Origin of the sequence: Acinetobacter sp. BEC1-S18-ESBL-01 (assembly GCF_014169935.1) — a bacterium.
GTDB classification, from domain to species: domain Bacteria; phylum Pseudomonadota; class Gammaproteobacteria; order Pseudomonadales; family Moraxellaceae; genus Acinetobacter; species Acinetobacter pittii.
In genome coordinates, this window is sequence record NZ_AP022302.1 from 1,010,631 (window position 1) to 1,036,682 (window position 26,052).

Genomic DNA, 26,052 nt, shown 5'->3' on the forward strand with positions numbered 1-26,052 from the left:
AAGAGAAAAGCCTGCTGAAACCAGTAAGCGAATAAATAAAGATAAATAGTGAGGTATAAAGATTGGTATTAAGCAAATTTCAAAGAGAAATGTGTTTTTACCGGGTGGATAGATGAGTGACTACACATCGAATCTTCTAGAATCAAATAGTTCAGCAAATCCGGAAATGGCCCAAAACCTGAGGCAACATTAATATGGCCCACTTCACCAAGATTAACGGGATTTAACTTCCATGATTTTGCAAGTTGTAAAGCATCAAAAAAGCCAAGCCATGGATCATTTTCACTAATGAGTAGTGTTGCAGGCACATCAATTTTTAATTGATGAAAATAATCTTTGTAATCCGTCAAGCTATGGCGAGCAAACCCTGCTTCCCCAAAGCGTGCCGGATTCGCTGGAGCGACTAAAATTAGTTTCTTAACTTGGCTTTTTAATTCTGGATGCTCAGCTAAAGCAGCTACACTCGTTAAGCATCCGAAACTATGTGCAACAATTTGAACAGGAGCTTGAGCTGCTTGAACTGTTTTAACGAATTGCTCAACCCATTCGCTTAATACAGGTCTATCCCAGTTTTTTTGCTCAACACGAGAACTAGACACGAGTTGACGCTGCAACCAAGATTGCCAATGCTGATGTTCACTGCCACCTACACCCGGAACAATTACAGTGTGAATCATGTCTGTTCTCCTTACTTTTAGTGCAAAGAATTACTTCTCTGCACTATTGATTTTCACGATTTGATCGAAAACACCACCATTATCAAAGTGTTGTTTTTGTACTTTTGTCCAACCACCAAACTCTTTATCGATTGTTACAAGCTTCAATGGCTTAAATACATTGCTGTATTTTTTAAGAACAGCTGCATTACGAGGACGGTAGAAGTTACGTGCTGCAATTTCTTGACCAGCAGGCGAGTACAAATAGTTGAGATAACCTTTAGCAATGGTTAAGTTGCCTTTTTTAGCTGCATTCTTCTCCACAATTGCAACTGGAGGTTCAGCTAAGATCGAAAGAGACGGAGTAATAATTTCAAATTTGCCCGGCTGTTCACGAATAGCTAAATGAGCTTCATTTTCCCAAGCCAGTAATACATCACCAATGCCACGCTCAGCGAAAGTAGTCGTCGCACCGCGAGCACCAGAGTCTAGAACTTTAGTGTGTTTATAAATTTGGCGAACGTATTCTTGTGCTTTCGCGTCATTGCCACCTGGTTGATGTTTTGCCCAAGCCCAAGCTGCAAGATAGTTCCAACGAGCACCACCAGAGGTTTTTGGGTTTGGTGTAATGATTTCTACGCCTGGTTTGATTAAATCAGCCCAGTCTTTAATTTGCTTTGGGTTACCTTTACGCACCAAAAATACAATGGTTGATGTATATGGCGTTGAGTTCTGTGGCAGTTTTTTCTGCCAGTTAGTTGGAAGTAGTTTTGCTTTTTCAGCAATTTCATCAATATCTGCTGCAAGTGCTAATGTCACCACATCTGCATTTAAGCCATCGATAACCGCACGAGCCTGTTTACCAGAGCCGCCGTGTGATTGCTTAAACTCAATATCTTGACCAGTACGTTGTTTCCAGTAAGTACCGAACTGTTTGTTGAAATCTGTATATAGCTCACGAGTAGGATCGTAAGAAACGTTTAAAAATTCTTGGGCTGCAAATGACGAAACAGAAAGAAGTGCAGCGATAACCCCGACTTTTAATTGAGAAAAACGCATGAGATAAGTCCTCAAAAAATATGAAATGTTCAAAACATGAACGCAGAATAGCGCTAGTCTTTATTCTAAAAAAATAATAAAAAACGAATTTAATATGAAAAAAATAGAAATAATAATAAGAGATAAACTATTCTTAAATCTTGATATATAACAAGTTTCAAAAGTAGATGCGAAATGGGTATAATTTTTTAAAATCAATCATTTATTATTTAAATGAAAGGTGTTGTATTGTTGTGCGGCTTTTAGCAAAGGATGGAACAAACATGTGGTGTTTTAAAAATGGGCAACCCGTTGAGACTATTCCTTTATTAGATCGAGCCTTTCATTATGGAGATGGATGCTTTACTACAATTCGTGTTTTTCAAAACCAAATTGAGCTTAAAGAAAGGCACTGGCAACGTCTAAAACTTGCATGTCAGAAACTGTCTTTAACTGTAAATTTTGAATTAATTGAACTGAGTTTGCAGCAACTGCAAAAGCAGAACCTCGTACTCAATGGCACTTTAAAAATTGTGATTAGTCGTGGGGAAGGCGACCGTGGTTATAGTTTGCCAAAGCATGAAGCAGATATTTATATCTGGTTTTATCCAAAAGCTTTAGAGCCATTTTTGCCAGACTCTATCCAGTGCGGTGTCTTAAATCAGGCTCTAGGTTTAACCATGCCGAGCTTAGTCGGACTCAAATCTTTAAACCGTCTTGAACAAGTATTGCTAAAAAAAGAAGCAGATCAACGCGGGTGGGCTGAAGCATTAGTTACTGATGTACAAGGTTATATTGTTGAAGGGGTCAGTAGTAATTGTTTTATTCGTTTAAATGATAGATGGATTACTCCTGAACTTCGCTATAATGGCGTCCACGGTGTAATGCGGGCAGAAATTCTGGCGCGTATGCAGCACCATGGTATTGCCTGTGAAGTACGTGTGATTGAATTAGATGAAGTATCTGAAATACAAAGTCTATTCTTTTGTAATGCTTTAAACCCTATGCGAGTGGTAACTCATTTAGGCGAAAAAACGCTAGATACACAGGCATGCATAGATTTATTTCATATCCTTAACTTAAATCAGATTCATTAATATGCCGAAGCCACCTGTGAATGCGAAAGCAAAAAACGCCAAGAAAAATAACAAAAAACAAGCTCCAAAATTTTCTAAGCGATTGGTTCTAATTGGCCTTTTTATTGTTTTAATTTCTACTTTTGCCATTTTATGGTCAAGTTTGTTTAAGGCTTATCCTATCGAAGGCAAAAAACAGATGTTATCTATTACATCCGGGGAAACTTATTCTGGTTTTATTGATCGTTTGGCAAAAGAAGATAAAGTTAGCTTTCCTATCGTATTAAAGCTTTATCAAAAGTTTATGATTCATGACAGCATGAAAGCTGGTGTGTATGAAATTGAACAAGGGATGAGCGTAAGACAAGTATTAGAGATGTTATCTGACGCTGATAATGCTCAGATGAATCGTGTTTTGGTGATTGAAGGTACAACTTTTAAGCAGCTTATTACTGCATTAAAAAATGATAAAAATGTAAAAAATACAATATTGGATTTACCTAATGATCAGCTTATGAAAGCGCTTGGGATTCCTTACAATCATCCAGAAGGCTTATTCGCGCCGAATACTTATTTCTTTGCAAAAGGCGAGACTGACAAGAAAATTCTTACCGATTTATATCATCGCCAAATAAAAGCTTTAGATACAGCTTGGGCAAATCGCGCGCCGAATTTACCTTATAAAGATAAATATGAAGCATTAATTATGGCTTCTATTATTGAGAAAGAAACAAGTTTAGACAGTGAACTTACACAAGTTTCTGGAGTTTTTGTCCGCCGTTTAAAACTTGGTATGCGTTTACAAACGGATCCAACTGTTATTTACGGAATGGGTAATAACTATAAAGGCAACATTACCCGAGAAGACCTGCGTACTCCAACACCATATAATACTTATACCATTAATGGTTTACCGCCAACTCCAATTGCTTTACCAAGCCAAAAGGCAATTGAAGCAGCGTTACATCCAGATGATTCAAATAACATCTATTTCGTAGCGACTGGTAATGGTGGACATAAATTTACGGCAGACTTGCAAGCTCATAATCAAGCAGTGCAAGAATATTTATCCGTGTTGAGATCGAAGAAATAAGGAAAAGAGATGTTTATCAGCTTTGAAGGCACGGAAGGGGTAGGTAAAACTACACTTATTCGAAAAATTCATCAGCATTTTGAAGAGCAAGGCAAACAAGTTGTTTTAACTCGAGAGCCCGGGGGCACACCATTAGCTGAGCAAATTCGTTCTATGCTTTTGGCGGTGAATCATGATGAAAATATGAGTCATGATACAGAGTTATTACTCATTTATGCGGCACGCGCTCAACACTTACAACAGGTTATTTTGCCTGCTTTAGAGGCTAACAAAATTGTATTAAGTGATCGCTTTACCGATGCGAGTTTTGCTTATCAATGTTCTGGCCGTGGTTTAAGCCAAGATAAATTACAACTTTTAAATCAGAACTTCGTTTCACGCATGCCAGAGGTGACTTTCTGGTTAGATGCACCGATTGAACTTGGTATGAACCGTGCACGTGAACGTGGAGCTTTAGACCGTTTTGAACAAGAAAAGTTAAGCTTCTTTACTAAGGTCCGTGAAGGTTATGAAACCTTATGGAAGGCTGAACCGGAACGTATTAAGCGAATAGATGCAACTCAAAGTCCTGATCAGGTGTTCGAACAGGCTTTGCAATATTTAGGGTAAGCAATTGGATGAGCCACTCTTATAAAAATATAGGAGTGGTGAAAAATGATGTTAATTCTGATTTAAATCGTCATAGAAAATATCTGTAATTTTCTTATGCTATCTTAAATATGATTTATAGATTGAAGAATAACAAGGATGAAAAGCTCAAAAGAAGAAATCGTGGCATTTCTTGAAAAGGAATTTCCACCAAGTCTTGAACATTGCACAATTGAATCAGTCACCCCCAAAGCTGCAGTTGTTTATTATCATGTCGATCAAAGGCATCAACGTCCTGGTGGCACCATATCTGGCCCAACCATGATGACTTTGGCAGACTTTGCTTTATATATTGCGATATTAGGTGAGATCGGTATTGTTAGTTTAGCCGTAACCACCAACTTTAATATTAATTTTTTAAGAAAACCTGCGGGTGATCAAGACTTACGTAGTGAATGTAAACTCATGAAGGTTGGAAAGAGCTTGGTTGTTGGGGAAGTCTGGATTTATTCGGTCGGTTTGGATGAACCTGTTGCGCATGTGACCGCGACTTATTCAATCCCACCTAGACCATAAATATTAAACCAAATAAAAAGCACAGCCAGGGCTGTGCTTTTTTGTAGAAGGACAGCTTAAATGTCAGTATTAACTAATGGCTGTTCTACTGCAAAATTTGGAGGAGTTAAAACCGTTTTACGAATCTCGTTCGAAGTTTCCGGATAATCGAGGGTGTAATGTAGACCACGTGATTCTTTACGTTGCATAGCACAGCGAACAATCATTTCAGATACTAAAACAAGGTTACGCAGCTCAATCAGGTTTTTGCTAACACGGTAGTCTTGATAATATTCAGTGATTTCACGCTTTAACATTTCAATACGGTGTAAAGCACGTTCTAAACGTTTTGTGGTTCTGACAATACCAACGTAGTTCCACATGGTTGAACGTAACTCATCCCAGTTTTGTAAAATCACAACATCTTCATCAGGGTTGGTTACTTGTGAGTCATCCCAAGTTGGTACTTCAGGTAATTTGAAGTTTTCATCAAATTTATTTTCGATGTCTTTTGCCGCACTCATACCGTAAACGAAGCACTCAAGTAATGAGTTACTTGCCATACGGTTTGCACCATGTAAGCCTGTATAAGACGTTTCACCAATCGCATAGAGACCTTCAATATCCGTCTGGCTATTTGAGTCAACCACAACACCACCACATGTATAGTGAGCTGCTGGTACTACTGGAATCATGTCTTTCGTAATGTCGATACCTAACTCAAGCAATCTTGCATAAAGTGTAGGGAAGTGCTCTTTAATAAACTCGGGTGATTTGTGGGTAATGTCTAACCACACGTGACGAATACCGAGACGTTTGATTTCATGGTCAATGGTACGCGCCACAATATCGCGAGGAGCCAGTTCTGCACGATCGTCAAAACGCAACATAAAACGTTCGCCATCAGGTAGGCGCAAATAAGCACCTTCACCACGCATAGCTTCGGTAATTAAAAATGATCGTGCTTGAGGGTGATAGAGACAGGTTGGATGAAACTGATTAAATTCCATATTGGCTACACGGCAACCTGCGCGGTAAGCCATTGCAATACCATCACCTGTGGCAATATCTGGATTAGATGTGTACAGATAAGCTTTCATCGCACCGCCGCAAGCCAGCGCAGTGAATGGTGCAAGGAAGGTATGAACCTTTTCAGTATTTTCATCTAATGCATATAAACCAATAGCACGATTCGCTTGGTCAGTATGGCCTAATTTATGCGAAGTGATTAAATCAATCGCAATATAGTTTTCAAAAATAGTAATATTTTTACGTTCTTTGGCACGTTCAACCAAAGTGGTTGAAATGGCTTTGCCTGTTGCATCAGCAGAATGGATAATGCGACGTTGCGAGTGACCACCTTCGCGAGTTAAGTGAAGTTGCTCATCTTCATCTAAGGTAAATTGCACGCCTTGTTTTAAAAGAAAATCAACAGAAGGGCGGCCGCCTTCTACGGTATGTTGTACCGCGTCCATTTCACATAAATGAGCGCCTGCAATCATAGTGTCATTAATATGCTGTTGAATAGAGTCAGTCTCATCAAGAACAGCAGCAACGCCACCTTGAGCATAAAAGGTACTTGCTTCGGTTAGAGCAGCTTTGGCTAAAACTGCAATATTAAAATGATTTGGTAACGATAAAGCCAGACTTAAACCAGCGCCGCCGCTGCCCACAATAATCACGTCAAAGTGGTGAATTGTCTGTAAATTAGGCATGTCCATTCGCATCAATTTAAAACGTCCGCTAATGACACCCCTTTTTACCTAAAAAGGCAAGAGCTTAAGCGCTCTAACTCAGAGAAAAATTGCAATTGGCTTAAAAAGTTGCAATGCGTAAAATAATCCTTGTGATGACGTATTACAAATAAACATATTGTTACGCACAACCTCAAAGCGTTGTGATACAACAGTTTTATCCTTATTCTCGTAGACCAATTGTGGGTGAGCACCGAATGAAATCTCGCTATTTACAACAAGGAATGTATGCAGCGGTATTTACAGTTGCTGCTGTTCAAGCAAATGCTGCTGTTGATTTTTCAAATCTTGTTGAACAAGTTAGTCCAGCAGTCGTGAGTGTAAATGTCGTAAAAAAAATGACTCAGGATGAACTGTTGCAACAGCAAGTTCCTGAAATTTTAAAACGTTTCTTTGGCAATCAGGTCATTATTCCACAACAACAAGGTCCACAAGAAAAGACAGCTTACGGAAGTGCATTCTTCATTAGTAAAGATGGTTATTTACTCACAAACCACCATGTGATTGAAAATGCCTCTCGTATTAGCATCACTCTAAATGACCGCCGTGAAATTGATGCAACCGTGGTGGGTAGTGATGAGCGTACAGACGTTGCTTTGTTAAAAGTAAACGGAACTAACTATCCAGCTTTACGAGTAGGAAATGTTGATCGTTTACGTGTCGGAGAACCTGTTTTAGCTATTGGTTCGCCGTTTGGTTTTGACTACTCAGCTTCGGCCGGCATTGTCAGTGCAAAATCACGGAACATGAGCGGTGAAACTTCGGTGCCGTTTATTCAAACTGACGTGGCTTTAAACCCTGGTAACTCTGGTGGTCCATTATTTAATCAAAATGGTGAAGTGGTCGGGGTAAATTCTCGAATATTTAGCGGTACCGGCGGTTATATGGGCTTGTCTTTCTCTATTCCGATTGATGTAGCAATGGATGTTGCCGACCAGCTTAAAACAAAAGGTAAAGTCACACGCTCTTATCTAGGGGTGATGATGCAAGATATTGACCGAAACCTTGCTGATGCCTACAAATTACCAAAACCTGAAGGTGCTTTAATTACTCAAATTTCTCCGAACTCACCTGCACAAAAAGCAGGGCTAAGAGCGGGTGATGTGATTTTAAAATTAAATGGTGCACCTGTACTCCGTACGAGTGATTTACTGTATGCATTAAACAAAGTACAGCCAAATCAAACTGTTCAGTTTGAAGTATTACGTGATGATAAAACACGCAATATTTCAGCAACCTTAACGACTGCGCCAGATGAAACACCTGCTACTGGTGCACAAGGTGCTGCATCTAAAGGGCCAGTTTTAGGCATGAGTATTCGTGATCTAGCTGAACCAGAAAAAAATGCGTTGAGCGTAAAAGGTGGTATTTATGTACAAGATGTTCGCCGTGGTGGTTTAGCATCACTATCAAATATCATTCCGGGCGATGTGATTACTCAAGTCAATAATAACCAAATTTTAAATAGTCAGGATTTTGCAAAAGTTGTTTCTAACTTGCCAAAAAATACCGTAGCACGTGTTGCTATTATTCGTCAGGGACAGCGCGCAATGCTTGGTTTACGTATTCAGTAATCCTTAACCCAATCAATAAACCACCCTGAAATGGGTGGTTTTTGTTATTTATCTTGAGCGTTTAGCGATATCTACCTACACTTATTTCAGTTTTAAGGTTAATAAATAAGAGTGTTCATTTGTGAGTAGTATTTTTGATTTACATATTCAGGTGCAGCCACATCATATTGATGCGTTGGGACATGTAAATAACGTAATGTATGTTCAGTGGATGCAGGATGTAGCGGCTGCCCATGTTGAAACTTTGGGAGTAGGGGTAACTAAATATCTTGAGTTAAAACACGCCATGGTCGCGGTTGAGCATCATGTGCAATATCGTAAAGCTGCGTTTGAAGGCGAACAAATTGTATTACGTACATGGTTAGATGACATTAATGCACTTTATTCATTCCGCCAGTATGTGTTTTTTCGTCCATCAGATCAGGCCGTATTATTTGTTGGGAATACCAAATGGGCATGTATTGAAATTGCTACTGGACGTCCAAAACGAATGTCGCCAACTTTTACCCATGCATATAAGCCGCTTGACTCAAGCATAAACCCTTACGATTTTACTGTTTCGTATGCTCAATAGTTGGACGTAATACGCTTGCTTTGACTGTCCTTTTTTAAAACATAAGTACAAAGCTCATGATTATTTTGGATACTTTAAAATATGCATCTGTTATAATCTCACGCAATTTATTTAACCGCTTTGGCTGTGTATTAAAACAAGCTACATAGCACTCTATATTTTCTCAAGGTAACCCATGGCGCAAGCTAAAAAATCCGTCGATATCAAAAATATACGAAATTTCTCGATTATTGCCCACATTGACCATGGTAAGTCTACATTGGCTGACCGTTTTATTCAGATGTGTGGTGGTCTACAAGATCGTGAAATGCAAGCTCAGGTCTTAGACTCAATGGAGCTTGAGCGTGAACGTGGGATTACCATTAAAGCCGCTTCTGTCACGCTGTATTACACCCATCCAAATGGTCAGGAATACCAACTTAACTTTATTGATACGCCTGGGCACGTTGACTTCTCATATGAAGTTTCTCGTTCATTAGCTGCGTGTGAAGGTGCACTATTGGTTGTAGATGCAGCACAAGGTGTTGAAGCTCAATCAGTTGCAAACTGTTATACAGCAATTGAGCAAGGTCTAGAAGTTCTTCCTATTCTAAATAAAATTGATTTACCACAGGCTGAACCTGAACGTGTAATTCATGAAATTGAAGAAATTATCGGGATTGAAGCGACAGATGCACCAACCTGTTCAGCAAAAACTGGTTTAGGTGTTGAAGGTGTACTCGAGCGTTTAGTCGATGTTATTCCGGCGCCAGAAGGTGATCGTGAAGCACCATTACAAGCATTAATTATCGACTCATGGTTTGATAACTACTTAGGCGTAGTTTCTCTTGTTCGTATTAAACAAGGTCGTATCCGCAAGGGCGACAAAATGTTGGTTAAATCGACAGGACAAACTCATCCGGTCACTTCTGTAGGTGTATTTAATCCTAAGCATACTGAAACAGATATTCTTGAAGCTGGTGAAGTAGGTTTTGTTATTGCTGGTATTAAAGATATTTTTGGTGCGCCAGTAGGTGACACAATTACTCTTGCTTCTACACCAGACGTTGCAACTTTACCTGGTTTCAAAAAAGTTAAACCGCAAGTATATGCTGGTCTTTTCCCGATTGATGCCAGTGACTTTGAACCATTCCGTGAAGCATTACAAAAATTACAGATCAATGACTCGGCTTTATTCTTTGAACCAGAAAGTTCAGATGCTTTAGGCTTTGGTTTCCGTTGTGGCTTCTTAGGTATGCTGCACATGGAAATTGTACAAGAGCGTTTAGAGCGTGAGTACGATCTTGACCTCATTAGTTCTGCACCTACCGTAATTTATGAAGCATTAACCAAGAAAGGCGAAACGATTTACATCGATAGTCCATCAAAAATGCCAGATGGATCGACTGTAGAAGATTTGCGTGAACCAATTGCTGAATGTCATATCCTTGTTCCTCAAGAATATTTAGGGAACGTAATGACGCTCTGTATCGAACGTCGTGGTGTACAAAAAGATATGAAATTCTTGGGTAATCAAGTTTCTATTACTTTTGAAATCCCGATGGCTGAAGTCGTTATGGATTTCTTTGACAGATTAAAGTCATGCTCTCGTGGCTTTGCATCTTTAGACTATAACTTTGTACGTTTTGAAAGTTCAGCTTTAGTTAAGGTTGATGTGTTAATTAATAGCGAAAAGGTTGATGCCTTGGCTATGATTTGTCACCGTAATGATGCACGCCATCGTGGTATTGCATTGGTTGAGAAAATGAAAGACTTAATTCCTCGCCAAATGTTCGATGTTGCTATTCAGGCAGCAATCGGTGCGCAAATTATTGCCCGTTCTACTGTAAAAGCGATGCGTAAAAACGTATTGGCAAAATGTTATGGTGGTGACGTTTCACGTAAGAAAAAACTACTTTCTAAACAAAAAGAAGGTAAGAAACGTATGAAACAAGTGGGAAGTGTTGAAATTCCACAAGAAGCGTTCTTGGCTGTATTGAAAGTAGAAAGATAAGAAATGAGGGTGGGGAAAGTGAATAATTTCTTTTCCCCACTGTAATACAAGCAGCGAGGCTGCGAGTGAGGTCATGTGGATTTTGATTTTAATTTAATTCTTGTTCCAGTTACGCTGATTCTATTTGCAGTGTGGTTGTTAGATAAACTTGTATTAAAACAGCGTGCAAATAAAGGACGCGGGAACGAAAATTTTGTCATTACATGGGCCTATGACTTTTGGCCAGTTTTAGCTGTAGTACTTGTGCTTCGTTCATTTCTTTATGAGCCATTTAATATTCCATCGGACTCTATGGTGCCAACTTTAGAAACTGGTGATTTTATTCTGGTGAATAAATTTGATTATGGTGTACGTCTACCTATCGTTAATAAGAAAATTATTGATGTAGGTGAACCGAAGCGTGGTGATGTAATTGTATTCCGTTATCCACCTCAACCGACTATTAGTTATATTAAACGTGTAATTGGTTTACCTGGTGATCATATTGTGTATGACCATGGGCAATTGATTATTAATGGGCAAAAAGTACCGAAAGTATTAACACAGTTCAGTCGTGAAAAAGATGTGATGGATACGCCAACGTCTATTTATCATAAAGAGACGATTGGTGAGCATACCTTTACGATGCGTGAGCTTGAAGGCGTAAATGTGGCACGCCAAGCACCGTTTATCAACTATGTTGAAAATGGTAAATATGCGAACCAAGACGGTTTATATTGGGAAGTGACTGTACCAAAAGGACATTACTTTGCAATGGGGGATAACCGCGATCAAAGTGCAGACAGTCGTTTCTGGGGTTTCGTTCCTGAAGAAAACTTAACAGGACGAGCATTCTACGTGTGGATGCATAAAGAACCGGGTTTACACCTTCCTAACTTCAGCCGAAATGGAAAAATAGATTAAAAACAACCATTAGGAAAAAAAGAAATGCGTAAGGCACAACAGGGTACTTCGTATTTAGCAATTTTATTTGGGGTGGTTATATTTGCAATTGCAGTAAAAGCTGTACTTGCAGTTTGGCCAGCATATTGGGATGATCGGCTGATTAATAATCAGATAGAAGAGCTTTTACAAGAAAGCTCTTCTGAGATCACACCACAAAAGTTTGTAACACAAATGGATCAGCGACTCGAAATGAACAATATTCGTGATCTCCACTTTAAAGAGATCGCTCAAGTGTTTAATCAGTCAGGTCTAACGGTCAAAAAGAAATATGAAGTAAGAAAACCTTTCTTATTCAATATTGATTTAGTTTTAACATTTGAGAAGAGTTTTGATAAAACATCAGTTCAAACTAAGTGATCCTCGCTTACTGAGTCGAATCGGATATCAATTTAAGCAGCTTGAATTGTTACAGTTAGCTTTGACTCATCGTTCGGTGAGTCACAAATACAATTACGAGCGCTTAGAGTTTCTCGGTGATTCATTATTAGGCATGATAATCGCCAATTATCTATATCATGCCTATCCAAATGAAAATGAAGGTCGTCTCACGCGTATGCGTGCGACCTTAGTTCGCCAAGAAGCGTTAGGTAAGATTGCAACCGATTTGCAACTTAGCCGGTGTTTAATATTAAGTACAGGCGAGTTGAAATCTGGTGGTCATCATCGTGAGTCAATATTAGCAGATACGGTAGAAGCGATTATTGGTGCAATTTATCTTGATAGTGGTGATCTCAACTTACTTAAAGATATTGTGCTAAAATGGTACATACCCTATTTAGACCATATAGAACCTACGGATCAACTCAAAGATCCGAAATCACGTTTACAAGAGTATCTACAAGCACGTAAAAAACCTCTCCCTGTTTACGAGGTTGTAGATATTCAGGGTGATGCACCTCATCAGCACTTTAAAGTGGAATGTGTGGTAGATGGTTTACCGAAGATTTATGGTGAGGGTTCAAGTCGTCGTTTTGCCGAGCAGGCAGCAGCGGCGGAAATTTTAAAGTTATTGGAGCAATAACCTGCATGTCGATGCATTCTGATCAAATCAATCCAGATTCAAATGAAAACCAAGATCCTAATAATCTGATTGATCAATTTTTTAGTTCCAAAGGCGTAACAATCCCTTCGGATTTTAAGAGCGGATTTGTGGCGATTGTGGGACGTCCAAATGTGGGTAAATCTACCCTCATGAACCATTTATTGGGTCAAAAGCTCTCTATTACTTCGCGTAAACCTCAAACAACACGTCATAAAATTATTGGTATTGATTCGCGCGAAAAGATGCAGGCGGTATATGTAGATACCCCAGGTATGCATAAAAAAGAAGTGCGTGCTATTAATAAAATGATGAACCGTGCTGCTCATTCTGCATTACGTGACGTTAACTTAGTTTTATTCGTTATCGATGCTTATAAGTGGACTCAAAACGACGATTTAGTGCTTGAAAAACTCAAGAACGCTGAAATGCCGGTTATTTTAGTCATTAATAAGGCTGACACTTTTGAAGATAAAAGAGAGATTCTTCCTCTCATTCAAGAACGTGCCAAACTTATGAATTTTGCTGAGATTGTTCCTGTTTCTGCTTTGCGTGGTGCAAACTTAGAACACTTGAGTGAAACGATTGAGAAATACCTTCCTTATCAACCACCATTGTATTCATTTGATCAGATTACTGACCGCTCTGAACGCTTCTTGGCAAGTGAAATTATTCGCGAAAAAATCATGCGTCAGTTGGGTGAAGAGCTTCCTTATGATTTAACAGTACAAATTGAATCTTTCAAAACAGAAGAAGCAACTGTTAATGAAAAAACTGGTCGTTTAAAACCAGCTTGTACCTATATCGATGCAACGATTTTTGTAGACCGCGCTGGTCAAAAAGCCATTGTGATTGGTGAAAAAGGTACTAAGCTTAAAACGATTGGTATGGATGCTCGTAAAGACATGGAAAAAATGTTTGAGCAAAAAATTATGCTCACACTTTGGGTGAAAGTGAAGGGTGGTTGGTCTGATGATGAGCGTGCTCTCAAAAGCTTAGGATACAGTGATATCTAAAGGATAAGGGTGCTGGTATGAAAACAATTACATCATTAATCGCTATAGTTGGATGTACATTGATGTTACAAGGTTGTGTATATAAGCTTGTAACCGTACCAGTAGGTATCGCCTATAAAACTACTAAAGGGGTAGTTAAAGGTACAGCAGCTGTTGTAGGTGCTGTTATTCCTGACGGTGATGATGAGGATGATAAAAAAGAAAAAGAATCTGAGGAATAGATTCTTTTTATGATGCGCAATGAAGTCCTCCATGGATATATGATTCATCACCGTAAGTACCGTGAAAAAAGTCATATTGTGCATCTTTTTACTCAGGAATATGGGCGAGTTGATGGTATTTTAAGACAGACTCCGCCCCCTCAATATCAACCTATTCGACTGCAAGCCACAGGTAAAAGTGAACTTAAAAATTTTACTAAGCTGGAAATATTAAATCAGCCTGTTTTCTTTTTTGGTGATGCTTTTTTTGCCGGATTTTATTTAAATGAAATTGTTCTTAGACTTTGCCCATTAGAAGAGGCAATGCCACAAACTTTTGAGCAATATCAATTAACTTTACTTCAATTACAGCAATTATCTTCCCACGAAAATCCTGATCTTTTTCTGAGACAGATTTTGCGCCAGTTCGAACATGTTTTGCTTCCTGAGCTGGGTTACGCGATTGATTTCTCAATTGATACTCAACAACAGCCAATACAGGTCCACCAGTTTTATCAATTTCAGGTGACTGAAGGTTTTGCGCCAGTTGTTCAGGCAAGCCGTTCCTCATTGTCAGGTAAAGCAATTTTATCTATGTTGGATTATGAGCAAGGTCAGGATTTTTCTCACGAACAATTGCAATTATTAGGTAAACTATACCGTCAAATGATTACATCGCTTTTAGGAGATCGTCCCCTAAAAAGTCGACAATTGTGGATTCAAAATACTCAAACTCAATCATAATTAGGATTTATTTATGGCTGCATTGCTTGGTGTAAACATAGACCATGTTGCTACTTTGAGACAGGCGCGCGGTACTACTTATCCAGACCCTGTAGAAGCTGCTCTTATTTGTGAAGAAGCGGGTGCAGAGGGGATTACTTTGCATTTGCGTGAAGATCGTCGCCATATTCAAGATGATGATGTACGTCGCATGCGTCCATTATTAAAAACGCGTATGAACCTAGAGTTGGCTGTTACTGATGAAATGGTCGAGTTTGCGAAAGAAATTCAGCCGCAGCACGTGTGTTTTGTTCCAGAAAGACGCCAAGAAGTAACAACTGAAGGTGGTTTGGATGTAGTGGGTAACTTTGAAAAAGTTAAAGCTGCAACTCAAACTTTAGCGGCCATTGGTTGCGACGTATCATTATTTATTGATGCTGATTTAGCTCAAATTGATGCAGCAGTTGCGTGTGGCGCACCTACGATTGAGTTGCACACGGGTGCATATGCAGATGCGGAAACGGAGCAAGATCAACAAGCCGAGTTAGAGCGCATTATCAAAGGTGTTGAGTATGCAGCTTCAAAAGGTTTGGTTGTAAATGCAGGTCATGGCCTTAACCTTAAAAATATTGCGCCAATTGCAGCTATTCCACAAATTCATGAATTAAATATTGGTCATTCAATTATTGCTGAAAGTGTTTTTGTAGGTCTGGTTCAAGCTGTTAAAGATATGAAAACAGCGATTCAGGCAGCAGGATAGTTGGTTATGTCGAGTATCAATTACGATGAATTAATGCAACCTGTGGTGGCCTTTTTAGGATGTCAAACACCAAATGCATGGTTGGATGAGGCAATCAATAATTTAGATATTTTGATGCAAGATCATGCTAATTGTGAAAAGAAAGCTGCTAGTACAGCAATGAACTTAATGTTCCGCTATAGCTTCTTTCCTGACTTACAAGTAAAACTTGCTCAACTTGTACGAGAAGAAATGCTTCACTATGAACAAGTACTTGAGCTTATGGCTAAGCGCGGTCAAGAGTGGACTGGTTTAAGTGCTGGACGTTATGCAGGTGGGTTGCGTAAAGAAATCCGTACGTATGAGCCTGAAGCTTTAATTGATGTGCTGGTGATTGGTGCATTCGTAGAGGCTCGTTCATGTGAGCGCTTTTATGCACTTGTTCCGCGTGTAGATGATGAGTTAGGACGTTATTATCGATACTTGCTTAAGTCAGAGTCTCGTCATTTTGAAGACTATCTCGCACTTGCGCTTGATGTGGCAAAAACTGCAAAAATGAAAGATCCTAAAGAGGATATTCAGAAGCGAATTGATCATATCCGTGAAGTTGAAAAGAATCTGATTTTAACCCCAGATAATACTTTCCGTTTTCATAGTGGTATTCCTGCTTAGTCTTGGACGTCTCAAATAAAAAGTTTACCTTTCACGGTAAACTTTTTTATTAGGTGAGCATTATCCCTTTGGTGGTAAGCATGTTCTACTTTTAGTTTTTTAATGCATATAATTATTTAATAAATATATTTTTTATAGATTTTAATTTCTCTTAAAATTTTTTAAAAAACTTTTATTTTTTTAGGCTAATAATAAATATTGTGTAAATATAAAGGCTGATATGTTCATCATGAGTTCAACTGAAATAGTTGATCATTTCTAAGGATATAAGAATGTTAGCATTAGTTACAGGTGCATCGGCAGGTTTTGGTTATAGCATTTCAAAAAAGCTGATTGAGTTAGGATATAACGTTATTGGTTGCGGAAGACGAGCAGAAAAACTAGAAGAACTAAAACAAGAACTTGGTGAAAAATTCTACCCATTAGTATTTGACATGACGGATACCGCAGAAAATATAAATAAAGTATTGGTTGATTTACCAGCCGAATTTCAAATCGGTCAAATTGATTTATTGGTGAATAATGCTGGATTGGCATTAGGATTGGAACCCGCAGATAAAGCAGAATTAGATGATTGGTATACGATGATTGATACCAATGTTAAGGGGCTTGTTACGATTACCCGATTAATTTTGCCAAGTATGGTAAAGAAAAAATCAGGTTTGATTATTAATATGGGCTCTATTGCAGGTACATACCCATATCCAGGGGGCAATGTGTATGGGGCAACCAAAGCTTTCGTGGAGCAATTTAGTTTAAATCTTCGTGCTGATTTGGCTGGTACTGGTGTGCGCGTAACTAACATTGAACCAGGATTGTGTGGAGGTACTGAATTTTCTCTTGTGCGTTTTAAAGGTGATGAGGATAAAGTAAATAGTCTATATGATAAAAAGAATCCACTCTTGCCTGAAGATATTGCAAATACGGTAGCTTGGATTGCTTCACAACCGCCACACATTAATATTAATCGTATTGAAATGATGCCGACCACTCAATCTTTTAATCCTTTAAAAGTGGTTGAAGTGGAATAATAATTTAAGAAGAAAATATATTCTTTCGAGTTAGGTTAGAGCGTTAAACCTAATAAAAACTCTAAGAAAAAATTAAATCCTCTATCTGCTGATAGGGGATTTTTTATAGTTATTGATAAATTTATGGCAAAAAAAAAGCCCGCTTTAATGCTGCGGGCTTTTTAGTATTTGGCTCTCCCACCTGGGCTCGAACCAGGGACCTGCGGATTAACAGTCCGTCGCTCTACCGACTGAGCTATGGGAGAATCTGCATGCGATTATAAGGAGATTTTGAGAAGGGTCAAGTCTAAATTGTCATGTTTACTTCATTTTTGTGTCGTATGCTTTTTATTTGATCAGTTGAGTGGTGAGTTAAGAAATTACTTGCACTTTAAAAAATCAATTGCTAGATTCAAAAAAGAACAAGCGTTTGGAGAAATCCAAACAGTGTGGATTTAAACCAACTTGCCAGCACTAAAATGGCTAAATCGGAGATAAGTATGAAAACGCTTACGATCGCTTCTATTTTTTCTAATTTTGATTTCTATCAACACAATTATCTGAATATCTTAAATCAATCAGAGTCTTATTACACACCCGTAGAAGGTGCATGGGTTAATGCTTATCCTTTCAAAAAGCAGGATTTATATTTAGGTGATTTATTGCAGCTTTGGTTTAGCGCTAAATGGAATGTGCCTAATTCACTTAAGATTTTAAAAAGCTCGGAACTACTAAACTCCTCTAAATCTTTATATATTTTTCAATTAGAAGGGGAGTTATTGTTGGGTAAAAATAAAGTTTTAGCTTGGTCTGTAGAGCATCAAGAAATTATAGAACTCCAACTTAAAAATATTTGGGCGCCGTATGTGATTGCACAAACTTGTGAACGTCCAGATAATTCAGGTGACTTAATAAAAAAGGCAGCGGTTTAAGGCTGCCTTTAATGATTATGGACGAATAATCATGCAGGTTGCTGTTGCATAGGCATACAGTTTACCTTCCTCATCAATAATCTTTCCTTCAGAAATACCTAAATTTTTACTTAAATTAATAACTTTGCCTGTTGCAATTAAAGCCTGATTTTGGGGAATAGGGCGGCACATTTTTACGTTAAGGTCGATTGTGCCGTAACCTACACCCGCAGGTAACATCGTATGTACTGCACAGCCAGTCACTGAATCTAGGACGGTGGCAGCAAAACCACCATGTACGCCACCGAGTGGATTTAAATGGTTATGATCTGCTTGGGCTTTAAAGGTAACAGATCCTTCTGAAATTTCAGTAGGTTGCATAGGTATTGTTTTACTAATGCTGGCAGGTGGAATATGGCCTTCTATCATTGCTTGTAAAAATTCAAGGCCAGTCATTTCCATCGGATTTTTCATTTTTTGGGTCCTTTAATTTTTTAAGTTCCAAAATAGAACTTGATATTAGCCTATTATTAAGTCATCGATAAGTCAATTCTATAGTTAAAGATTGAACTGATAAGTTGAATTTTAAAATTTTGTTCATTTAATATAAAATTCCTTTATTATAAAAATTGAATTAAATGAGTTGCATAATGAATTAGATAGATAAGAAAGACTTCTTTTACACTATAAGAAATAACAGGAGCATAAGGACAATGCTTTTTAAAATTGCACTCATAATGGCCGCTTTTGCAGCAAATTCTGTATTGTGTCGTTTGGCTTTGGCAGGCCAACATATTGACCCAATGACTTTTAGTCTAATACGAGTGGGAAGTGGTGCGGTTGTTTTATTTGGACTGTTTTTATATTCAAAATCGTCTCAAACCAAAGTCCAATGGAGTTTAAAAAACGCATTTTTTCTAGCGGTTTATATTTTGGCATTTTCATATGCTTATCTTCAGATCGACGCTGGTATTGGTGCTCTGTTATTGTTTGGGGTTGTACAGCTGACTATGGTGCTTTATGGCTATTGGCAGGGTGAACAGATTGGCATATACCGTGGTATAGGCTTATGTATTGCTTTGGCTGGAATCATTGTTTTGTTATTACCCGATACTCATGCGCCTGATTGGGGATATGCTCTAATTATGGTGATATCTGGGTTGGCATGGGCAGGATACAGCATTGCTGGTCGTAATATGACACAACCGATTGGTAGTACGTTGGCAAATTTTACGCTAGCTGTGCCAATGGTTTTGTTGGTGAATGTATTACTTGCCCAAGATCGCTACATTGACATGCAAGGATGGGTCTTAGCGATTTTGTCGGGCGGTGTCACTTCAAGCGGGGCTTATGTACTCTGGTATGCAATTTTGAAGCATATTGATAGAGTGACAGCGAGTACAGTACAGCTAAGTGTGCCATGTTTGGCAATTATAGGTGGAAGCCTATTTGTAAATGAGACTGTGACAGGGCGAGTGTTTTTATCGAGTTTTATGGTTTTATTTGGAATTTTATTAGTTATTTATGTAAGACCTCAAAAAGCTAAAAATGCATAAGTGAATGAAAAAAGGGTTCTCTCAAGAGAACCCCTTTTATGCAAAATGCAGATTATTTCGCAGCTTTTTCAGCTTCAATTGAAGCAATAGCAGCGTCTACACCTTCAATTGAGTCAGCAGCTTTTTTGATACGTGCTAACGCATCAACGAGTACTTCGTCAGCTGTTGCATATGAAATACGCATAAAACCGCCTAAACCAAATGCATCACCAGGAACAACTGCTACGCCAGTTTCTTCTAGTAACCATTCAGAGAACTCTGTGCAAGATTTTAAGCCTTTTGCACGAATAAGAGGACGAATGTTTGCATAGGCATAGAAAGCGCCATCAGCAGGTAAGCAAGAGATACCTTTAATATCATTTAAGCCATTTACAACTAAGTCATGACGGCGTTTAAACGCTTCAATCATAGGTTGTAAAACGTCTTGTGGACCATTCAATGCAGCTTCAGCAGCAACTTGCGAAATAGAAGTTGGGTTAGAAGTTGACTGTGATTGGATCTTTTTCATTGCACCAATGATTTTCGCTGGACCGGCTGCATAGCCAATACGCCAACCTGTCATTGCATATGCCTTAGAAACACCGTTTAAAACAATCGTGCGGTCATATAAATCAGGTGCAACAGTTGCGATGTTGTAGAACTCATCTTCCCAACGAATCGGTTCATACATATCGTCAGATGCAACAAATACTTGTGGATGACGACGTAAAACTTCAGCTAAAGCTTCTAATTCAGCTTTGCTATAAATCATGCCTGTTGGGTTAGATGGGCTGTTTAATACAACTAAACGAGTGTTAGGTGTAATAGCAGCTTCTAATTGTTCAGGAGTGATTTTGAAGCGTTGGTCTTCGCCACATTTCACAATGACTGGAGTACCTTCAGCAATAATGACCATATCTGGATAGCTTACCCAGAAAGGTGCTGGAATAATAACTTCATCGCCTTTGTTTAATAGAGCAAGTGCCAAGTTAAAGAAGCTTTGTTTACCACCACAAGAAACCAAGATATGGTTCGCTTGATAATCAAGATTATTATCACGCTTGAACTTAGCAATAATTGCTTTTTTTAACCCAGGAGTACCATCTACAGCCGTATATTTGGTGAAACCATTATTAATCGCTTCAATTGCAGCATCTTTGATGTGTTGAGGGGTATCAAAATCTGGCTCGCCAGCACCTAAACCAATCACGTTCTTGCCAGCAGCTTTAAGTTCAGCAGCTTTGTTTGTTACAGCAAGTGTAGGGGACGGTTTGATAGCATTGACACGATCAGAAAGACGTACGTCCACGGCAATATTCCTCTTATGGGATTAAAAAATAAAAAGCATACTATCTTATCGCAAAAATTAAGCAATTTGCGGATACGGGTATTTTTAGATGTAAAAAAGTTTAATTTAAGAAGATTCTTGTTGCTGTTTTACTCAATTGAAGCTTTTTTGAAAAGAAATGATAAAAATCATTTATAATAGGTCGCAATCGAAATTTCGAGAATGAATCATGACTGAGCAACAGCCAAAACAGAAAAAGGCTTTGGTGAAATTGCCATTCCCAATGCCGAATGAAAGCAATCAAGCAGATGATGCGGTACACAACCAAGTGCGTCCAAAACCAGAGCAATATGCGGATAGAACATGGATGCCTCCACGTGGTACGCGTCGTTCTATGGGAAAACGCTAATTTTTGAAAAACAGGCAATATGCCTGTTTTTTATTGATTGAATAAAATTTCTTGATAATAACTTTTTTTCTTTTGATACATGTGATGGTCTGCTCGTTTTAACATGTCCTCAATCTGTTCATTTGTTTGAGTGGTTGCATGTCCAATTGCAATACTTACTGGATGGCTTGAATAATATTGATTGTCGATATTAAAAAGCTCCTGAATCGTTTGAAGCATAATTTGAACGTGCGCTTCATCTGCACCTGGCATTAAGATCACGAACTCATCACCACCGATTCTGGATGCAGTATAGGCTGTATTTGAAATAGCCTGACTTAAAATATTTCCAACACGGCGTAATAAACCATCTCCAATATCATGCCCAAACTGGTCATTTGTTTCTTTTAATCCATTCATATCTAAAAAAATTGAAGAAACTGGTCGAATAATACTTCGGTTTAAGCGATTAAGTTCCTCTGTAAAAAAAGCACGGTTATATAGTTTGGTAAGAACATCGTGTTGCCCTAAATATTCGAGATAGTTTTCCGCTTTTTTCCGTGCAGTAATATCTGTCAGTGCAACTTGTACTAATCCCCAAGTCTCTTCATATCCCGGAAAAACGGTAAATTGAAGCAAAACATTTCTTATTTGGCCATCTAAAGCGTAGTTAACGGCTTCACGTTTATGATGGATATTGCCTTGCCATAACTCGATGAGTTGTTCTCGAAAGGTTTCAACCATTTCTTCAGCAAAAATCTTATGTGTATTTCTTAAAAGTGTCGACTTATCAGGAGCTTTAAATAAATCTATCGTGGCCTGATTAACATCTAAAATTAAAATATCTTCTACACACTGGCGGACAAACTCAGGATGAACATCTAGAAAAGTTCTAAAATCTTCAATTCCCAATAGCCTAAGTTGATCAATTCTATTCTTTATACGGCTGAAATCCTCGACCCACAGTGAAGTAGGTGAGTAGATAAACATAGATTCAGCCAGTCGACGATTTTTTTCTTCCTGACGGAGTGCATTTTGATAAGGGGTAATATCTTCTGTAGTAATTAATACACGTTCAAAGGTAGATTCAGAACCAGGTAAAATAGACCCTCTTAACTGAACATCAATACGTTTGCCTGATAAGGTGTAATTCACGGTAGTGCTTGAAAAATGGGTTTTGCCATTCCATAACGCTTCAAGCTCATAAATATGTGATTCGAACATTTCCTTTTTAAAAATAAGATTCAAATTTGAATATAGTTCTTCGTGGGTTGTTGCTTCAAAAAGTTCTAAAGTTTTTTGATTAACACGAATAATTTTAATTTTATGAGCACATTCAATAACTAAGTGTTTATTTTGATTTAAAAATTCATGGAGGTTTTCAATTCCTTGCTTTCTCCATAAATCAAATTGTTGTTTAACTTCACTGAAATCCTCAATCCACATTGGAATTGGGCTAAGGTCAAAAATCGAAGAATCTAAAGTTTCCATATGTTTCTTTAAGTATTCAGTTTGCCTTAAAGTATAATGAGAAAAATTAAGATTTGGGAGGATAAAGAGTTTAAATATATTAGAATAATTAAAAATAAAAGGATTAAATGTAATTAAAAATAAAATAATGAGAAAGCAGAGATTATCTGCTTAACTCATAAATTCATAAGAAAAATTAACGATTAATAGGGTGATCAATGTTTTTTTCACCACGCCATAACTTAATAAAATCTTGCTCATCAAAATCGTAAAGTTCCATCAGTGCAACAACTGCACTTACAAAAATCATGGCACCCTCAGAGTTTCCATGAAGATTGAAAATTTTACCGTTTAACTTCCCTAAAATATCACTAAGCTCATGATCACGGCCTCGTCCATAACGATCTCGTGGATACAACTCTTCATTTAAAACAATAAGAGCTATGGCTTTTTCAGCATCTGATAAATCAGTTTTATCTAAAGCTTCTTCAAATGATTCACTGCCATGATTAAAGTAAAAAATAACTTCATCGTTAATGAAACTTTGTACCATCTTTTGAGTTAAAGTCGGAAATTGTGATACTGCATTATCTTCTACATAGGGTTTAAAAGATTCCGGAAAGATAACGTTATGATAAATCCCTTTAAAAAGAGGAGCGATTTCAGAAACTTTATAACCCGCAATGCCACAACCTAATGCAGTAATGAAATATTTCATTTTAGGATGATTTTTTGTGTATATCTTAAAGTCTTCAACATAATGCTGAATTTGTGAAAGTGGCATTTGTTGAATGTGTTCATTTAAAGTTGGAATTGCAAAGCTTTGACCAGCCCAGCCACGACCTACACCTTCAACTGCTCCGAAGTGCTGACTTGCAACGCGCGCTGCACCACTACCGTGTTGTCCAGCAAGATTACTTCCAAATACAAAAACTGTATCTTCGGGAAGTTCGGTTACAATACTTTCATCATGATATTGATAGGTCATGGTTATACTTTTTGTTTAATGGATAGCTTCATGTTGCAACCGATTAGGGTATTGGTCAAGTGTTAAGATGCTTAATCTTTTACATTGAATTTCCAGCTCAATTTAGACTTTAAATTAAGATAAAAATCCCCATTAAAAGGGGAGACGTTAAATTCAATTTTTCATAAAGAGAGATAACTTTGAACGAAAATCAACCTTTTGATTTGGTCACTCATTATCAGCCAGCAGGTGATCAGCCACAGGCCATTGAAAAGCTGGTAAATGGTATCGAGCATGGTTTTCGTAATCAGTTATTGCTGGGTGTAACTGGCTCGGGTAAAACCTATACCATGGCGAATGTGATCGCTCAAACACAGCGACCTACAATTGTGATGGCTCATAACAAAACTTTGGCTGCCCAGCTTTATGGAGAGTTTAAAGCGTTCTTCCCTAATAATGCGGTTGAGTATTTCGTAAGTTACTATGATTACTATCAACCCGAGGCTTACGTTCCATCCTCAGATACTTTTATTGAAAAAGATGCTGCCATTAACGATCACATTGACCAGATGCGACTATCAGCAACACGTGCTTTATTAGAGCGTCGTGATGCAATTATTGTGGCCTCGGTTTCTGCAATTTATGGTTTGGGTGATCCAAATGCTTATATGCAAATGTTACTGGATGTGGTTGAGGGCGACCGTGTAAGTCGTGATGAAATTATCCGCCGTTTGGTTGAAATGCAATATACGCGTAATGAACTTGAGTTCTTACGTGGTACATATCGAATTCGCGGCGAAATTATTGATATTTTCCCTGCCGAATCTGATCAACATGCGATTCGTATTGAACTATTTGATGACGAGGTCGATTCGATCCGTTGGTTTGACCCGTTAACGGGTAAAATGGTCCGTAAAGTTCCACGTGTTACGATTTATCCAAAAAGCCACTATGTAACGCCGAAAGATCATCTAACTCGTGCTATTGATACAATTAAAGATGAGTTACAAGATCAACTTAAATTCTTCCGTGAACATGACAAATTGCTGGAAGCCCAGCGTATTGAGCAGCGTACCCGTTATGATTTAGAAATGATGCAACAGTTGGGCTATACCAATGGTATCGAAAACTATTCACGTCATTTATCGGGCCGTCCAGCTGGTGAAGCGCCTCCAACTTTATTTGATTATGTACCAGAAGATGCATTACTGATTATTGATGAGTCACACGTTACAGTTCCGCAAATTGGAGCGATGTATAAAGGTGACCGATCACGTAAAGAAAATTTAGTGAATTACGGGTTCCGTTTACCAAGCGCACTTGATAATCGACCAATGAAATTTGAAGAGTGGGAGCGCATTGTACCGACGACCATTTTTGTCAGTGCAACACCTGCTAAATATGAGCTAGAAAAGTCTGACCAAGTGGTTGAACAGGTGGTACGTCCAACAGGATTAATCGATCCTGAAATTGAAGTTCGTCCTGTATTAACTCAAGTTGATGATGTTCTTTCTGAGATCAATATTCGTAAGAACCTAAATGAACGTGTGTTAGTGACCACTTTAACAAAGCGTATGGCGGAAGATCTGACTTCTTATTTAAAAGAATACGGGGTTAAAGTCGCTTATTTACACTCTGATATTGATACGGTTGAACGTGTCAAAATTATTCATGAGTTACGTACAGGTGTATTCGACGTTTTAGTCGGTATTAACTTGTTGCGTGAAGGTCTCGACATGCCAGAAGTTTCTTTAGTTGCTATTTTAGATGCAGATAAAGAAGGTTTTTTACGTTCAGAACGTTCACTCATTCAGACGATTGGTCGTGCCGCGCGTAACGTGAAAGGTAAAGCAATTTTATATGCTGACCGAATTACTGATTCTATGCAAAAAGCAATAGATGAGACTGAACGCCGTAGAGCTAAACAAATTGAGTTCAACGAGTTGCATGGTATTACGCCACGTAGTGCTGTTCGTCAGGTCATCAAAGAAATTGATTCAGGCGAAGTGCTTTCAGACGACGAAATTGATGAGAAGGTGCTTGAACAAGCACAAGCTTTAAGTGCTGACGAAAGACATATTCTCTCTGATCCAAAATTGTTTAGTAAGCATATTACTAAGCTTGAAAAAGAGATGTTAAAAGCTTCGAAAGATTTACAGTTTGAGCAAGCAGCACGGATACGTGATGAAATCATTCGTCTGAAAGCGCAAATGTTGCAATAAACGAATACATAACGCTACATAATGTG

At 38.3% G+C, this 26,052-nt stretch carries 28 protein-coding genes and 1 tRNA gene; 21 read left to right on the plus strand and 8 right to left on the minus strand.

Annotation, left to right across the window (positions count from 1 at the left end; translation table 11 throughout):
- Positions 1–68: 68 nt before the first annotated feature.
- Together H7R46_RS04760 and H7R46_RS04765 are read right to left on the minus strand one after the other, a co-directional pair.
- Entirely contained in the window at positions 69–677 is a 609-nt protein-coding gene (locus tag H7R46_RS04760; RefSeq protein WP_005067808.1) for an RBBP9/YdeN family alpha/beta hydrolase, read from the minus strand.
- Between the two features lie 30 nt (positions 678–707).
- Positions 708–1,715 (minus strand): sulfate ABC transporter substrate-binding protein, encoded by a 1,008-nt coding sequence (locus H7R46_RS04765; protein ID WP_001212602.1) that lies wholly within the window; start codon positions 1,713–1,715, stop codon positions 708–710.
- A gap of 263 nt (positions 1,716–1,978) precedes the next feature.
- Between H7R46_RS04765 and pabC the strand changes: the two genes are divergently transcribed.
- From pabC to H7R46_RS04785, 4 genes are all read left to right on the plus strand, one after another.
- The gene (gene pabC, locus H7R46_RS04770; protein ID WP_005067812.1) at positions 1,979–2,791 is read left to right on the plus strand and encodes an aminodeoxychorismate lyase; all 813 of its coding nucleotides are present in this window, start codon (positions 1,979–1,981) and stop codon (positions 2,789–2,791) included.
- A gap of 1 nt (position 2,792) precedes the next feature.
- Positions 2,793–3,863, plus strand: coding sequence for an endolytic transglycosylase MltG (gene mltG, locus H7R46_RS04775; protein WP_005067814.1), 1,071 nt, complete (start codon positions 2,793–2,795; stop codon positions 3,861–3,863).
- A gap of 9 nt (positions 3,864–3,872) precedes the next feature.
- Positions 3,873–4,472, plus strand: coding sequence for a dTMP kinase (gene tmk / locus H7R46_RS04780; protein WP_000470759.1), 600 nt, complete (start codon positions 3,873–3,875; stop codon positions 4,470–4,472).
- Positions 4,473–4,610: 138 nt separating this feature from the next.
- On the plus strand, positions 4,611–5,027 hold the full coding sequence (locus H7R46_RS04785) for a PaaI family thioesterase (RefSeq protein ID WP_005067816.1): 417 nt from the start codon (positions 4,611–4,613) through the stop codon (positions 5,025–5,027).
- Positions 5,028–5,083: 56 nt separating this feature from the next.
- On the opposite strand, the gene nadB is transcribed toward H7R46_RS04785, so the two are convergent.
- On the minus strand, positions 5,084–6,727 hold the full coding sequence (gene nadB, locus H7R46_RS04790) for an L-aspartate oxidase (protein ID WP_031945281.1): 1,644 nt from the start codon (positions 6,725–6,727) through the stop codon (positions 5,084–5,086).
- Positions 6,728–6,957: 230 nt separating this feature from the next.
- Here nadB and H7R46_RS04795 point away from each other — a divergent pair, with 230 nt between their 5' ends.
- The 12 genes from H7R46_RS04795 (at position 6,958) to H7R46_RS04850 (ending at position 17,266) form a co-directional block, all read left to right on the plus strand.
- Positions 6,958–8,334 carry a Do family serine endopeptidase gene (locus H7R46_RS04795; RefSeq protein WP_005067820.1) on the plus strand — a complete coding sequence of 459 codons (1,377 nt, stop codon included), beginning with the start codon at positions 6,958–6,960 and terminating at the stop codon, positions 8,332–8,334.
- A 121-nt stretch (positions 8,335–8,455) separates the two neighbouring features.
- The gene (locus tag H7R46_RS04800) at positions 8,456–8,908 is read left to right on the plus strand and encodes an acyl-CoA thioesterase (protein WP_005067822.1); all 453 of its coding nucleotides are present in this window, start codon (positions 8,456–8,458) and stop codon (positions 8,906–8,908) included.
- A 175-nt stretch (positions 8,909–9,083) separates the two neighbouring features.
- On the plus strand, positions 9,084–10,901 hold the full coding sequence (gene lepA, locus H7R46_RS04805; protein WP_002118606.1) for a translation elongation factor 4: 1,818 nt from the start codon (positions 9,084–9,086) through the stop codon (positions 10,899–10,901).
- A 75-nt stretch (positions 10,902–10,976) separates the two neighbouring features.
- Complete coding sequence (gene lepB, locus H7R46_RS04810; RefSeq protein WP_005067825.1) at positions 10,977–11,804, plus strand: signal peptidase I; 828 nt, start codon at positions 10,977–10,979, stop codon at positions 11,802–11,804.
- Between the two features lie 24 nt (positions 11,805–11,828).
- Positions 11,829–12,203 (plus strand): DUF4845 domain-containing protein, encoded by a 375-nt coding sequence (locus H7R46_RS04815; RefSeq protein ID WP_005067828.1) that lies wholly within the window; start codon positions 11,829–11,831, stop codon positions 12,201–12,203.
- Positions 12,175–12,867, plus strand: a complete 693-nt coding sequence (rnc, locus tag H7R46_RS04820; protein WP_005067830.1) for a ribonuclease III — start codon at positions 12,175–12,177, stop codon at positions 12,865–12,867. Before H7R46_RS04815 ends, rnc begins: the two co-directional genes overlap by 29 nt.
- 11 nt (positions 12,868–12,878) lie before the next feature.
- Positions 12,879–13,901: a GTPase Era gene (gene era, locus H7R46_RS04825; protein WP_014207367.1), complete on the plus strand. Its 1,023-nt coding sequence runs from the start codon at positions 12,879–12,881 to the stop codon at positions 13,899–13,901.
- A gap of 17 nt (positions 13,902–13,918) precedes the next feature.
- Positions 13,919–14,122: an NF038104 family lipoprotein gene (locus tag H7R46_RS04830; protein WP_005067833.1), complete on the plus strand. Its 204-nt coding sequence runs from the start codon at positions 13,919–13,921 to the stop codon at positions 14,120–14,122.
- Positions 14,123–14,131: 9 nt separating this feature from the next.
- Positions 14,132–14,845, plus strand: coding sequence for a DNA repair protein RecO (recO, locus tag H7R46_RS04835; RefSeq protein WP_005067837.1), 714 nt, complete (start codon positions 14,132–14,134; stop codon positions 14,843–14,845).
- Positions 14,846–14,858: 13 nt separating this feature from the next.
- Positions 14,859–15,584, plus strand: a complete 726-nt coding sequence (pdxJ, locus tag H7R46_RS04840; protein WP_002118629.1) for a pyridoxine 5'-phosphate synthase — start codon at positions 14,859–14,861, stop codon at positions 15,582–15,584.
- Between the two features lie 6 nt (positions 15,585–15,590).
- Entirely contained in the window at positions 15,591–16,235 is a 645-nt protein-coding gene (locus H7R46_RS04845; RefSeq protein ID WP_005067840.1) for a tRNA-(ms[2]io[6]A)-hydroxylase, read from the plus strand.
- A gap of 272 nt (positions 16,236–16,507) precedes the next feature.
- Entirely contained in the window at positions 16,508–17,266 is a 759-nt protein-coding gene (locus tag H7R46_RS04850; RefSeq protein WP_005067842.1) for an SDR family oxidoreductase, read from the plus strand.
- 169 nt (positions 17,267–17,435) lie between these two features.
- Here the strand turns inward: H7R46_RS04850 and H7R46_RS04855 are convergent.
- Positions 17,436–17,511 (minus strand) — tRNA-Asn (locus H7R46_RS04855).
- Between the two features lie 46 nt (positions 17,512–17,557).
- On the opposite strand from H7R46_RS04855, the gene H7R46_RS04860 reads away from it, so the two are divergent.
- Both H7R46_RS04860 and H7R46_RS04865 read left to right on the plus strand, forming a co-directional pair.
- On the plus strand, positions 17,558–17,704 hold the full coding sequence (locus tag H7R46_RS04860; RefSeq protein WP_014207362.1) for a hypothetical protein: 147 nt from the start codon (positions 17,558–17,560) through the stop codon (positions 17,702–17,704).
- A gap of 41 nt (positions 17,705–17,745) precedes the next feature.
- Positions 17,746–18,177 (plus strand): hypothetical protein, encoded by a 432-nt coding sequence (locus H7R46_RS04865; RefSeq protein WP_005067846.1) that lies wholly within the window; start codon positions 17,746–17,748, stop codon positions 18,175–18,177.
- A gap of 15 nt (positions 18,178–18,192) precedes the next feature.
- Here the strand turns inward: H7R46_RS04865 and H7R46_RS04870 are convergent, their stop codons facing one another.
- Complete coding sequence (locus H7R46_RS04870) at positions 18,193–18,630, minus strand: PaaI family thioesterase (RefSeq protein WP_002119022.1); 438 nt, start codon at positions 18,628–18,630, stop codon at positions 18,193–18,195.
- A gap of 239 nt (positions 18,631–18,869) precedes the next feature.
- Here H7R46_RS04870 and H7R46_RS04875 point away from each other — a divergent pair, with 239 nt between their 5' ends.
- Positions 18,870–19,712, plus strand: a complete 843-nt coding sequence (locus H7R46_RS04875; protein WP_005067848.1) for a DMT family transporter — start codon at positions 18,870–18,872, stop codon at positions 19,710–19,712.
- Between the two features lie 52 nt (positions 19,713–19,764).
- Here H7R46_RS04875 and H7R46_RS04880 read toward each other — a convergent pair whose 3' ends face one another.
- A complete protein-coding gene (locus tag H7R46_RS04880) occupies positions 19,765–21,000 on the minus strand; it encodes a pyridoxal phosphate-dependent aminotransferase (RefSeq protein WP_005067850.1) in 1,236 nt (411 codons plus the stop codon).
- Positions 21,001–21,208: 208 nt separating this feature from the next.
- Here H7R46_RS04880 and H7R46_RS04885 point away from each other — a divergent pair, with 208 nt between their 5' ends.
- Complete coding sequence (locus tag H7R46_RS04885) at positions 21,209–21,388, plus strand: hypothetical protein (protein ID WP_002118942.1); 180 nt, start codon at positions 21,209–21,211, stop codon at positions 21,386–21,388.
- Positions 21,389–21,418: 30 nt separating this feature from the next.
- Here the strand turns inward: H7R46_RS04885 and H7R46_RS04890 are convergent, their stop codons facing one another.
- Complete coding sequence (locus tag H7R46_RS04890; RefSeq protein WP_002118677.1) at positions 21,419–22,858, minus strand: sensor domain-containing diguanylate cyclase; 1,440 nt, start codon at positions 22,856–22,858, stop codon at positions 21,419–21,421.
- Positions 22,859–23,033: 175 nt separating this feature from the next.
- Positions 23,034–23,825 (minus strand): hypothetical protein, encoded by a 792-nt coding sequence (locus H7R46_RS04895; protein ID WP_002118650.1) that lies wholly within the window; start codon positions 23,823–23,825, stop codon positions 23,034–23,036.
- 179 nt (positions 23,826–24,004) lie between these two features.
- On the opposite strand from H7R46_RS04895, the gene uvrB reads away from it, so the two are divergent.
- Positions 24,005–26,026 carry an excinuclease ABC subunit UvrB gene (gene uvrB / locus H7R46_RS04900; RefSeq protein ID WP_005067853.1) on the plus strand — a complete coding sequence of 674 codons (2,022 nt, stop codon included), beginning with the start codon at positions 24,005–24,007 and terminating at the stop codon, positions 26,024–26,026.
- The last annotated feature ends 26 nt before the right edge of the window (positions 26,027–26,052 follow it).